The sequence below is a fragment of the Acidocella sp. genome, from assembly GCF_027352905.1.
Classification (GTDB): Bacteria; Pseudomonadota; Alphaproteobacteria; order Acetobacterales; family Acetobacteraceae; genus Acidocella.
Map to the genome: position 1 here is coordinate 1 of NZ_DAIEIF010000020.1, position 11,471 is coordinate 11,471.

An 11,471-nucleotide genomic window follows, 5' to 3' on the forward strand; every position below is an offset into this window, starting at 1 on the left:
CGCGGCCAAACCGGCCGCCGCCTTGCCGCCGCCCGTGCAGCCCTTGGCTCCGCCATCCGCCGCGCCATCCGCCGCCCAAGCGGCGCCTCCGGGCCCGGCCGCGCAGGTCCGGCCGGATGATGCGGCGGATGCGGCAAGACGGCCTGCATCCCATGCCCCGCGTAGCGCCGCGCCGCGCGGGGCGGTGACGGCGCATTGGGCCGAGATCGAGCAATGGGCGGCAACGCGCGGGCTTAGCGTCGATCGCGATCTGAGTCTGGACGTGGTGAATGCGCGCCGCGCGCGGCTGGGTTTGCCGCCCTTTAAGCTTGAGCTGGGCAGGGGCGGCCGGTGATGGCGGATGCGGCATTGCGGGCGTGGAGCGAGGCCGCGATCGCGGGCGATTATGCGCGGACTGGCGATTGGGCCAAGTATGCGTTCGACCGGCTCGACGCGCCGCCGCGGGCGATGCGCTCGCTGCAATCCCTGCTTGGCTGGGAGCTGGCGCGGCTTTGCCCGCTGCTGGGGATGATCAAGCCCTGCCTGTATGAAGCGCATGGCGAGCCGCCCGGGGCGGCGGTTGAGTTCCATCAGCTCGCGCCGCTGGGGCGAGCGAGCGCGATGGGCTGGGCGGTGGCGTGTTATCGCGGCGCGACGCGCTGCGAGGCGCTGCATCCGCGCTTCTGGGGCGGGTGGTGCGACGGCATTGCGGTGATTTCCCGGGATTTGCGCCAGGTGATCGGCTGGGCGTCGCCTTGGACGGAATTGCCCTTCATTGGCAATCCCACCTGGATTTTTGACGAGGACTTCGCGCCCGCGCGCGTCTTTCGCACGCCAAGGGAATGGCTGCTGAGCGGCGGCGAGGGCGTGGCGCTATGCGGCGCCCGGCGGGTTCTGGCCGATTGGCTGCGCGGCTGCGAGGCCGGAATTATCGCCGACAACATCAAGCATGGCGAGGAGCTGCAACAGATGATCCGGCGCGAAATGACCGGGCCGCAAATATTGGTGGCGGCGTGATGGCGGAGCCGATTTCCCTGGAAGAAGCCAAGAAGGCGCGGCGGCGCAAGGCGCGGAGCGACGATGGCATGACGCCGCAAGACCAGGACGGGAATGACGATACGCCCTGCCCGGTGACGCCGCTCGGTTATGCCGACGGTAAATTCTGGTTCCTGAACATCAAGGGCGAGAAGCGCTGCCTGACGGCGCGCCAGCTTGGCTCCCGCGCCGAGATCGCGGCGCTGTTCATGGGCGAGATGGACTGGGTGAAGCGCAAATTCGAGGCGGTGGACGCCGAGGGCATGCCGCGCGGATTTTCCGTCGCCCGGGCGGGCGAATATCTGATGAACGCCTGCGGCGGCGCGGGGATGTATGGCGATCACGTCATCATCCGCCGTCCCGGCGTGTGGGCGGGCGATGATGGCAGGCCCATCGCCCATTGCGGCGACGCCATCTTCATCGCCGGGGAGAAGCGCGCCGCCGGCGTGAAGATCGGCAACCAGATTTTCGCCTCGGCGGCGCGCATGCCTTATCCGGCGCTGGAAGCTGCGCCCGCCGATGTGGCGCAAGGGCTGCTGAGCGACATGGCGCGGCTGTGGACCTTCCGCGATGACGGGGCGGAGATTATCGCCCTCGGCCTGGTGGGGCAGGCTTATTATGCGGCGGCGCTGTCCTGGCGCGCCAATGGCTTCATCTCCGGCGCCTCGAATTCCGGCAAGAGCCAGCTGCTCGGCCTGCTCAATGCGATGGCGCCGATCAGCCATTACAGCAACGACACCACCAAGGCGGGGATCGAGGGCGCGGTGGATGGCCGGGCGATGCCGTCCTTCATCGATGAAAGCTCGGATCGCGGCGCGGCGGATGGCGCGGCGGCGCTGCTGGATGTGGTGCTGGCGGCGAGTTCCGGCTCCGGCACCAAGAAACATCGCGGCACGGCGGATGGCGGCGTGCGCGTGGTGGAGATGATCGGCTCGGTGATCATGGCCTCGATTTCGCCGCCGCCGATGCAGGCGCAGCACCGCTCGCGCTTCTCCATCATCGAATTGCTGCGCCCGCCGGCGGGCGCGGATAATCTCGAGCCGATGCAGGCGGCGATTGCGCGCGCCAAGGCGGCGGCGCCGGGGTTGTTCGCGCGGGCGCTGTATGGGTTCGACCGCTATAACGCGGCGCTGGCGCGGTTCCGGCTGGCGCTGGGCCGGGAAGGCTGCGTGGCGCGCGAGATGGATCAGCTTGGCGCGATCCTGGCGGGTTATTGGGTGCTGGCGCATGATGGCGCGCCCGGCGAGGATGAGGCGGCGGGAATTGCGGGCGATATTCGCGCCTTTATTCGCGGCGCGGATGAGATGGCCGAGGATGACGGGCCGCAGCTGGTGCTGATGAAGCTGCTCACGCATGTGGTCCAGCTCGACCGCTCCACCGACACGGATACGGTGGCGCGGGTGATCGAGGCGGCGATGGCGCCCAGGACCTTCGAGCCGGGCGAGACCGGCGATATCGCCCGGGCCAGGCGCGTACTCGAGCGCTTTGGCGTGCGGGCGGTGCGCGCCGATGACAAGGATGGCGATACTGGCAAGCCGGTGCCGCGCCTGGGCCAAGGCAATGGCTTGTGGATCAATCCGCGCGCGGAGCCGCTGCGCAAGGTTTTTATGGGAACGCCTTATGACGGTGAACGCTGGCTGTTCGAGATCCTGCGCCTGCCCTCGGCGCGGCGCTCCAAATCATCCGTGCGCATTGGCAGCGTCTCCGGGAAGGCCGTCTGGCTCTCATGGGATGATATTTCCGGTGCGGATGACGGATAAAATCCCTTAATTTTCAATGTTGTAACCAAAATCATTTGTTGTGACCGCGTTGTGACCAACGTTGTGACCGCTAAGTGTTTGTTTTTGGCCGATGTGACCATGTGACCGCGCTGGAACGCCCCTATAGGAAGTTTTACGGCCTATGCGCCTTTGCACAAAAAGCTGGTCACAACGGTCACAACGGTCACAACAAATATAACTATATGATTTTATTAATGTTTGTTGTGACCAGGAGTTGTGACCATTGGGCGTTGTGACCGAGGGGCTGAGCGTCAAGGACATCGTCGAGCGGCTGGAAGAAGCTGGAAAGACAGAGATTTCCTTGCCGGAGCGGGGCTATTCGCCGAAGCTGGCGCAGCGCCATTATCGCGTGGTGCGGCGCTTATTCCACGATGAAGCGGCGCCTTTGGCGCTGCGCCCGCCCGCGCCGAGCGCCGAGCAGATCAGCCGCATGGAGGAAGCCTTTGGCTGGGTGCTGGCCTTGCCGGAGAGCGAGGTGGTGACGCGGCGCATTCTGTTCGCGCGGGCGATGGTGCATCCGATCAGCAACCTGCATATCTTCAGCTGGCGGCAGATTGGGCGCACGCTCGGCCTCGATTACCGGCTGGTGCAAAAAAAGTTTGGCGAAGGCGTAAATTTGGCGAAGGCGTAAAAAAAATATTTTTAGGGCTTGATCAACACGATCAAAATGTACGATAGAAAAAGGGTCTACTCGATAGATGCGTTCGCGGCCCGTCCCCAATCCTGGTGGCGGGTTTTTTGTTATGGCAACCCCGGAGCGATCCGGGGTTTTTGCGTTGGGGGTTGAGGCAAGTGGCGGATAGCTTTGTTTCATTCAAGGATATGGCGGATGCGATCCGGGATGATCTGCGTCTGCGCTTCCGTGAAAAGCTGCCCTTTGCCTGCGTCGTGGCGCTCACCCGTACCGCCGTAAAATGCCGGGATGAGATGAAGGAACACGCGCGCAAGGCGTTCGATCGCCCGACGCCCTATGCCCTGAACGCTTTCGCCGCCCGCCCGGCCACCAAGCAAAACTTGGCGAGCGCGGTCTATCTCAAGCCTGGCACGGGCGGCAAAATGACCCCGGCCAGCTATTTCCTCGGGCCGGAGATCGAGGGCGGCGTCCGGCGCAACAAGCGCAGTGAGAAGGCGTTCGCGGCGGCCGGGCTGATCAATCCTGGCGCCTATGTCACGCCGGGCAGCGCTGCCGCGCTGGATGAATATGGCAACCAGTCGCGCGGCCAGATCGTCCAGATCATGTCGATCCTGCGCGCCTTCGGCGAACAGGGCTATCGCGCCAATCGCGTCAAGGGCTGGAGCCGTAAGACGCGGACGGGGCAGATCTTCGCGGTGCGGGGCGGCAGCAACCGCCGCGGGCTGAAGCCGGGCGTGTACCGGCGCAAGGCGGGCGGCGGCGTCGAGTGCCTGATGATCTTCGTCAAGAAGACGCCGGTCTACCGCCAGCGCCTACCGTTCAATGAGCTGGTGGCGGCGGATGCGGCGCGCATCTTCCCGGCGGAGCTTGACGCGGCCTTGGAGCGGTTCGCGTGATCGCCGCCGGGAATAAAGCGCGCGCGGCGCGGCGCGGGTCCTTCTGCGCCTCAAGTCGGTTCCGGGGTAATTCGAACCCCGGTTTTGAGCGCGCTTTTTCATTGAAAAATCAGGCTTTTGTTGCGGTTTTTGCGCGCCGTGAGTGACGCCATGAATGAGCCGTTGCTGGTGAACAAGGACAAGCTGGCGGAGCTGCTCGGCTGCTCGCTGCCCACGGTCTCGGCCCTGATCAAGCGCTATGCCGAATTCCCGGTGGTGCAACGCGGCGGGCTGGGCGTGGAATGGAAATTCGATCCCCAGGCGGTGGTGGAATTCCTGCAGGCGCGGCGGGCCGAGGAAGAGAGCCAGCGGCTCGAGCGCGATGAGCAGCTGGCGCAGCTGCGCCTGCCCAGCCTGTTCCGCGATGAGCCGGGCGGCAAGGTCTCGATCGACGATCAGCTCAAGGCGGCCAGGCTGCGTCAAATCGAGCGCGAGGAGCTCAAGGAGGCCGGGTTCCTGGTGCCCACGCATGAGATCCGCGCCGCCCTCGAGCGGATGATCCGCCGCTATGCCCAGATCCAGGAAAGCGCCGTGCAGCGCGTTTGCGCCGCGCATAACCTGCCGGAGGCGGTGCGCCGCGCCATGGCCCGCGAATTCGATGAGGCGCGCGCTGCCTTCGTGCAGGAAATGATGGCGCGGGTCAGCCCCGGGGAGGAAGATCATGAGCCTCGCACTCTCTTCGGCTAACCTGGCGCCTTACGCCTCGGGCGAGCGCATTCTCGCCCAGGCGTTCAATGCCGCCTTCCGGCCGCGCCCGCCGGCGAATGTCGCCGATTTCGCGGCGGCGAATCGCTGGCTCTCGAACGAGGGCGGCGGCTATGTCGGCCGCTGGGATCACGCCCTGGCGCCCTATCTGATCGGGCCGATGGAAGCCCTCTCCGGGGATTATCTCACCGTGGCGGTGGCCGGGCCGGGGCAATGCGGCAAGACTGAGATCGCGCGTAATTTCCTGTTCGCCTCGGCCCTGGCCGATCCCGCCGACATGCTCTGGTATTCGGCGAGCGAGCCTTTGGTCACCACCGAGGCCAAGGGGCCGATCCTGCGCATGGTCAACGACCACAAGGAGCTGAAGGCGCTGCTGAGCGACAACTCCATCTTCTTCAAGCGCTTCGGCGGCATGAGCGTGCAGTTCCTGGCCGGCGTCATGGGCAACATGATCAGCAAATCCGCGCCGCGCATCGTCGCCGATGAATGGGATAAGATCTGCCAGTCCATCCCCAACGCCAAGGAAGTGCTCGATCTGCGCCGCCAGACCTTCGGCGTGCGCTCGAAGATGCTGTGCCTGTCACATCCCGATAATGCCGACGACCTCGAGGAGGGCGGCTGGAATGGCGGCATCATGGAGCTGTTCCGCGATTCCACGCGCTGCCTGTGGTATTGGCAATGCCCGCATTGCGGCGTTTACAGCTCGCCCAACCCGGCGGCGGCGCGGGTGATGACGATCCATTACGACGAGGCCGCCCCGGATGACGAGATCCGCGCCATGGCGCGGCTGGCCTGCCCGGTGCATGGCTGCCTGATCGAGGATGGCGCGCGCCACGCCATGAACCTCACCGGCAAATGGGTGGGGCTGGGCCAGAGCATCGATGAGGATGGCACGGTGCATGGCGAGCTGATCAAGCGCGACACCGCCGGGTTCTGGATCACCGGGGCGATGTCGCCCTTCGCGCTGGGCGGCATTGGCGGGCTAGCGGTGGCGCGGGCGCGGGCCGAGCGCAAATTTCTGCGCGACAATGACCGCCAGGCCCTGCGCGAAGTCGTCTCTAAGCAATGGGGCATGCCGCTGCCCAAGGCGCGGCGCCAGGACAGCATCGATGCCAACACCCTGGCGGAGCGGGCCGAGGATAATCTCAAGCTCGGCCAGGTGGCGCATGGCGTGCGCTTCATCACGGTGATGATCGACGTGCAAGGCAACCGTTTCGAGCTGCTGGCGCGCGGCTGGTGCGAGGGCGGGCGCAGCGTCATCGTCGATTTCCGGAGCATTCCCGCCAGCCCCGGCACCAGCGAGGAAGACTGGGACGATGTCCTCAAGCTCGCCACCGAGACCTTGTGGCCGCTCGAAGGCCAGCCGGGACGGGGCCTGCGCGCCCATCTGACGGGGTTTGACAGCCAGGGCGTGCCTGGTGTCGCCACCCAGGCCATGGCCGCCTGGAAGCGCCTGCGCGCGGCCCGCAAGGCGCGTCTGCTCGGGCGCATCAATGGCCTGCCGGTGTGGAACATCATTCCCACCAAGGGCGCGGCCACGCCCGCCGCGCCGCGCCTGCAGGTGGTCTATCCCGAGAGCAACCGCAAGGACCGCCGCTCCGGCGCCATGGGCGAGGTGCCGCTCGCCTTGTTCAACCCCAACCTGTTCAAGGACGATCTCAACGATCAGCTCTGCCAGGCCCCCGATGCGCGCTGGGCGATCCGCTTCCCCAAGGCGCTGGCGGCGCCGCTGCCGCCGCATCCCTGGTTCGAGCAGCTGGTGGCGGAGGAGCGCGATCAGCGAGACGGTCCCGGATAGCTTCGGTCATGTCCTGCTCAAGCTGAAGAGGCTGACATGAGCGGCGTCACTGGCGGCATGACCGGCGGCGATGCCTTCGGCGTGGCCGGGGCGGGCATGGACCTCGCCAGCCTCATGCGCGCCCGCGCCGTGAGCATCTTGCGCGCCGCCGGCACGCTGGCGGGAACGCAGGTCGAGGCGTTCCGCGACATGGCCATCACCAGCGATGATCCGTTCTTCATCGCCATCTACACGCCGCGCATTCAGCGCGCCTGGCTGGGCGACAGCCCGCCAAACTACCAGGCCAAGGTGGAGCTCGTCATCATCGGCAAGGCGACCGGGCGGACCAGGGCGGAAGCCGAATGGCTGACCGATACGCTGCGCATCCAAATCGAGAATGCCCTGCTCACCTCGGCCGCGTTCTAGGCCATGCCGCTCGAGCGCATCAACACGATCGACAGCGTGCAGGAATTGCCCGGCGATGCCGAGCAGCATGAAGGCTTCATCACCATGCGGCTGGAATGCCAATGCGTGGATGTCTTCCCCGTCACCGCCGGCGCGCCGCTCGAGCTCGCCGGCGTCACCGTGCCCAACCCCTCCACGCCCGCCAGCAATACCGTCCCCGCCGATAATCTCATTGGGGCCGCAGTCACCATCCCGCAAGGAGCATAACCGTGTCGCAATCCGTCTCGTTCCAGCATATTCCGGCGAATTTTCTGCCGCCGCTGTTTTATGTCGAGTTCAACAACACCCTCGCCGGCGTGCTCGGCAATCAGCAGCAGCCCTCGCTGCTGATCGGCCAGATGCAGGCCGCCGGCGCCGCCGCCCCGGGCGTGCCGGTATTCGTGCCGAGCCCGGCCCAGGCGGTCAGCCTGTTCGGGGCCAATTCCATGCTGGCGCGCATGTGCGCCACCTATTTCACCGCTGACCCGGTGGGGCCGCTCTGGGCGCTGCCGCTCGCCGATGCCGCCACCGGCGCCGCCGCCACCGGCAGCTTTACCGTCACCGGCCCGGCCGGGGGCGCTGGCACCATCTTCGCCTATATCGGCCGCCAGCTCGTGCAGGTGGGCGTGAACGCGGGCGATACCGCCAGCGTCATCGCCAGCAATCTGGCGGCAGCGATCAATGCCACGCCGCTCGTCCCGGTCACGGCGAGCGCCGCCGCCGGCGTCGTCACCGTCACCGCCGTCAATAAGGGCGCGCAAGGCAATAACATCAATCTCGGCCTCAACCTGCTCGGCCAGACGGCGGGGCAGATTCTGCCCGCCGGGGTGGGCATCGCCATCGCCGCCATGAGCGGTGGCGCCACCGATCCCGATCTCGCCAGCGTCGCCGCCGCCATCGGCGACCAGCTCTTCGATTTTATCGGCAACCCTTGCGGCGAGGCCACGCAGATCGGCGAGATGACGCAGACGATGAACGACGCCACCGGCCGCTGGGCCTGGAACCGCCAGGATTACGGCCATGTCTGGACGGCAAGCCCGGAGACCATCACCTCCGCCCTGACCCTCGCCAATACCCTCAACGATCAGCATTGCACCTTCATCCCGCTGATCGGCTTCGCCGCCGATCCGGCGGATTTCGTGGCGGATTGGATGGGCACGGCGGCGGTCAGCCTGCGCAACCTGCCCAGCCAGCCGCTGCAAAGCCTGCAACTCTCCACCGTCATGGCAGCGCCGCGCGCGAGCTGGCTCACCCTCGCCCAGGAAAACACTCTGCTGGCGGCGGGCTGCGCCGTGCCGCGCTCGGATGTCTATGGCAACGTTACCATCGGCCAGGATGTCACCACCTACAAAACCAATGCCCAAGGCGCGCCGGATGGCAGCTACCGCTACACCACCACCTTGTTCACGCTGATGGCGATCACCCGCCAGCTCGAGAACGCGCTGGTGACCAAGTTCGGCCGCTCCATCCTCGTGCCCGACGGCACGCGCGTGAACCCGGCCGTGCCGGCGGTCAGCCCCAACATCATCAAGGCCGAAATCTCGGCGCAATACGCACAGATGGAAGCGGGCGGGCTGGTGGTGAACGCCGCCGCCATGGCCGCCGCCACCGTGGTGCAGATCAACCCGAGCAACCCGAACCGCGTGGATATCATCTGGCGCCCCGAGCTCGCCAATGGCCTCTCCATGCTCGCCGTCATCAACCAGTTCATCCTCAACGCGGCCACGGCCGCCTGATCCCGGAGCACATAAATGGCATCACAAGCGCTTGGCGGCACGGCCTTTCTCAAGGTCGACGGCACGCAATACCTCCTGCGCGGCAATTGGAAGGTGCAGCCCAACAACAAGCAGCGCACCGGCGTCGCCGGCGGCGACGGCGTGCATGGCTACACCGAAAAATATCTGGTCCCGAGCATCGAAGGGGACATCTCCGATATGGGCGGTCTCTCGGTGCAGGCTTTGCAGAACATCATCAACAGCACGGTCACGCTCGAGCTCGTCACCGGCAAGACCTATGTGCTGCAAAGCGCCTGGTATGCCGGGGACGGCACGCTTGATGGCGTGCAGGGTCAGACCGCGGTCAAATTCGAGGGCATGTCCTGCATCGAAAATCTGGCGGGGAGCTGAGCGATGAAGCTGATCAAACCGATCCAGGCGCATGGCGAGACCATCACCGAGCTGAATTTCCGCGAGCCCACCGGCAATGACATCATCGCCTGCGGCTTTCCGTTCAAGATCGAGACGAGCGGGCGCGAGACCAAGCAGGTGATCGATACCCAGGCGATCGGGGCCTATATCGCGGCCCTGGCCGGCATCCCGTCCTCGAGCGTGGCCCAGCTCGCCGTGCTCGATTACACCCGCGCCATGGGTGAAATCGTGGGTTTTTTCGGGGATATGGCGAGCCAGGCGCCATCCTGAAGGTCTATTTCAACGTGGCCTGGCTATGGAAGGACCGCCCCGGCGTGCTCGCCTTGAGCCTCGCCGGATTGCGCCTGCACGTCGAGCAAACCAACCGTATTCTTTCGGAAAAATAACCCGCAATGGCTGAGAAAACCTTCCAAACGGTGATTTCGGTGCTGGATAAATTCTCCGCGCCGATTCTCGCCCTGGAGGAGAAGCTGCACGGCTTGGGCAAGGCGGGCGAGGAGGCGCATAAGCGCCTGCAACCCTCGCCCTCCGAGAAGCTATGGGGGCAGGTCTCCGAGCATGTCAGCGAATTGCGCGGGCATTTCGGCGAGCTGGGCGAGAAAATCGGCGAGGCCGGCGAAAAAATCGCCGATGTGCTGCCCATGCTGGGCTCGATCGGCGGTGCCGCCAGCGTTGCCGGGCTGATGGAGCTGGCGCACGCCACCGCCGAGGCTTCCGAGGCGCTGGTCAATATGTCCAAGATCACTGGCATCGCCACGCCCGGCCTGCAGAAGCTGCAATACGCCGCCACCCAGGCGGGCGTGCCGACGGAGCAGCTCTCCACCGGCTTGCAGCGGCTGAACGTGGCGCTCGGCCGCGCCGCCACCGGCCATAACAAGCAGGCGGCGGCGTTGTTCCAGGCTATGGGCATTTCGCTGCGGGACGCGCATGGCAATATCCGCACCATCACGGATATCATGCCCGAGCTGGAAAGCAGCTTCAGCAAAACGGAGAACCCTGCCGCCCGCGCCACCATGGCTATGACCCTGTTCGGGCGCAGCGGCGAGGAGCTGATGCCGTTCCTGACCATGGGCCCGGAAAAGCTGCGGGAGCTGCAGGATACCTTCAGCAAATTCGGCTACACCTTCAGCGCCGAGGATAATGAGGGGCTCGAGCAGTTCAACGAGGCCTGGAAGGCGGCCACGCTCAGCGTGCAAGGCCTGTCCTCGGAAATCGGCGCCAAGCTCGCGCCGGCGATGGCGCCGCTGCTCGAGGATTTCGCCGAGTTCGTCGCCAAGAACCGCGACTGGATCGCGCTCGATCTGCAGCAGGTCCTCGAGGGCATTAGCGGCGATCTCAAGAAAATCGATTTCAAAACGATCGCCGATGACGCCAAGGCGTTCGCCGGCGGGGCGGAGACGGTCATCAGCGATCTCGGCGGCATGAAGGATGTGATGATCGCCGCCGGCGTGGTCATGGCGGCGCAATTCATGGCGCCCGTCCTTACCTGCGCCGCCGCCTTCGGCACGCTGACCACCGCCATTCTCGCCAACGCTGCCACCATGGGCGGCCAGGCCGTGGTGCAGATCGCGCGCATGGGCGTGCAATTCCTCGATCTCGCCGCTGACGCGCGCAGCTTCAAGGACGTAATGCTCGCCGTCAACCTCGTGGTGGAGGCCAACCCGATCGGCGTCCTCACCCTGGCGCTGGCCGCGGCGGGCGTTGCCGTTTACGAATTATGGGATCACTGGAAAGGCTTCACCGCCTTCCTGGGCGAGGCCTGGGGCTGGATCGACCGGGAATTCCACCGCGTCTTCGACCCGATGGGCGCCGTTCTTGATAATATCGGCAAAAAGATCGAGGGGGCCGCGAAATTCCTCGGCCTTGATCACCCCCAGGCCGCGCCGCCGCCGCAGGCCGTCCGGCGCGGGCGCTTCGGCTATGTGGAAGAACCAGCGCCCGCACCCAAACCCGCGCCATCGCCGCCCCTGGCCCCGCCGCCCGTACCCGCGCCCGCGCCGGTGCAGCCCTTGGCCCCGCCATCCGCCGCGCCCG

The 11,471-nt window shown here is 65.9% G+C and carries 12 protein-coding genes and 1 pseudogene; all 13 read left to right on the forward strand.

Features of this window, described 5'->3' with window-relative positions; translation table 11 throughout:
• Nucleotides 1–334: pseudogene (locus M7H45_RS03105) on the forward strand (hypothetical protein); the annotation flags it as partial.
• On the forward strand, nt 334–996 hold the full coding sequence (locus M7H45_RS03110; protein ID WP_298214613.1) for a hypothetical protein: 663 nt from the start codon (nt 334–336) through the stop codon (nt 994–996). The pseudogene M7H45_RS03105 and the gene M7H45_RS03110, both read left to right, overlap by 1 nt.
• On the forward strand, nt 996–2,774 hold the full coding sequence (locus tag M7H45_RS03115; protein WP_298214615.1) for an ATP-binding protein: 1,779 nt from the start codon (nt 996–998) through the stop codon (nt 2,772–2,774). The genes M7H45_RS03110 and M7H45_RS03115 overlap by 1 nt, the downstream gene beginning before the upstream one ends.
• Before the next feature lie 253 nt (nt 2,775–3,027).
• Entirely contained in the window at nt 3,028–3,426 is a 399-nt protein-coding gene (locus M7H45_RS03120) for a DUF6362 family protein (protein WP_298214630.1), read from the forward strand.
• A gap of 191 nt (nt 3,427–3,617) precedes the next feature.
• On the forward strand, nt 3,618–4,325 hold the full coding sequence (locus M7H45_RS03125; protein WP_298214617.1) for a hypothetical protein: 708 nt from the start codon (nt 3,618–3,620) through the stop codon (nt 4,323–4,325).
• A gap of 150 nt (nt 4,326–4,475) precedes the next feature.
• On the forward strand, nt 4,476–5,051 hold the full coding sequence (locus M7H45_RS03130; RefSeq protein ID WP_298214619.1) for a terminase small subunit: 576 nt from the start codon (nt 4,476–4,478) through the stop codon (nt 5,049–5,051).
• Entirely contained in the window at nt 5,026–6,867 is a 1,842-nt protein-coding gene (locus M7H45_RS03135) for a terminase gpA endonuclease subunit (RefSeq protein WP_298214620.1), read from the forward strand. The genes M7H45_RS03130 and M7H45_RS03135 overlap by 26 nt, the downstream gene beginning before the upstream one ends.
• Nucleotides 6,868–6,903: 36 nt before the next feature.
• Nucleotides 6,904–7,272 carry a hypothetical protein gene (locus M7H45_RS03140; protein WP_298214622.1) on the forward strand — a complete coding sequence of 123 codons (369 nt, stop codon included), beginning with the start codon at nt 6,904–6,906 and terminating at the stop codon, nt 7,270–7,272.
• A gap of 3 nt (nt 7,273–7,275) precedes the next feature.
• Nucleotides 7,276–7,518 carry a hypothetical protein gene (locus M7H45_RS03145; RefSeq protein ID WP_298214623.1) on the forward strand — a complete coding sequence of 81 codons (243 nt, stop codon included), beginning with the start codon at nt 7,276–7,278 and terminating at the stop codon, nt 7,516–7,518.
• 2 nt (nt 7,519–7,520) lie between these two features.
• Nucleotides 7,521–9,026 carry a phage tail sheath subtilisin-like domain-containing protein gene (locus M7H45_RS03150; RefSeq protein ID WP_298214624.1) on the forward strand — a complete coding sequence of 502 codons (1,506 nt, stop codon included), beginning with the start codon at nt 7,521–7,523 and terminating at the stop codon, nt 9,024–9,026.
• A gap of 15 nt (nt 9,027–9,041) precedes the next feature.
• Complete coding sequence (locus M7H45_RS03155) at nt 9,042–9,416, forward strand: phage tail tube protein (RefSeq protein ID WP_298214626.1); 375 nt, start codon at nt 9,042–9,044, stop codon at nt 9,414–9,416.
• A 3-nt stretch (nt 9,417–9,419) separates the two neighbouring features.
• The gene (locus M7H45_RS03160; RefSeq protein ID WP_298214627.1) at nt 9,420–9,707 is read left to right on the forward strand and encodes a phage tail assembly protein; all 288 of its coding nucleotides are present in this window, start codon (nt 9,420–9,422) and stop codon (nt 9,705–9,707) included.
• A gap of 122 nt (nt 9,708–9,829) precedes the next feature.
• Nucleotides 9,830–11,471, forward strand: a 1,642-nt coding sequence (locus M7H45_RS03165; RefSeq protein ID WP_298214628.1) for a phage tail tape measure protein, incomplete at its 3' end; no start/stop codon positions are given.

Bases quoted from the DNA above. Each gene is read 5' to 3' on its own strand.
- M7H45_RS03110 (WP_298214613.1), top strand. From the start codon at position 334: ATGGCGGATGCGGCATTGCGGGCGTGGAGCGAGGCCGCGATCGCGGGC.
- M7H45_RS03115 (WP_298214615.1), top strand. From the start codon at position 996: ATGGCGGAGCCGATTTCCCTGGAAGAAGCCAAGAAGGCGCGGCGGCGC.
- M7H45_RS03125 (WP_298214617.1), top strand. From the start codon at position 3,618: ATGGCGGATGCGATCCGGGATGATCTGCGTCTGCGCTTCCGTGAAAAG.
- M7H45_RS03130 (WP_298214619.1), top strand. From the start codon at position 4,476: ATGAATGAGCCGTTGCTGGTGAACAAGGACAAGCTGGCGGAGCTGCTC.
- M7H45_RS03135 (WP_298214620.1), top strand. From the start codon at position 5,026: ATGAGCCTCGCACTCTCTTCGGCTAACCTGGCGCCTTACGCCTCGGGC.
- M7H45_RS03140 (WP_298214622.1), top strand. From the start codon at position 6,904: ATGAGCGGCGTCACTGGCGGCATGACCGGCGGCGATGCCTTCGGCGTG.
- M7H45_RS03145 (WP_298214623.1), top strand. From the start codon at position 7,276: ATGCCGCTCGAGCGCATCAACACGATCGACAGCGTGCAGGAATTGCCC.
- M7H45_RS03155 (WP_298214626.1), top strand. From the start codon at position 9,042: ATGGCATCACAAGCGCTTGGCGGCACGGCCTTTCTCAAGGTCGACGGC.
- M7H45_RS03160 (WP_298214627.1), top strand. From the start codon at position 9,420: ATGAAGCTGATCAAACCGATCCAGGCGCATGGCGAGACCATCACCGAG.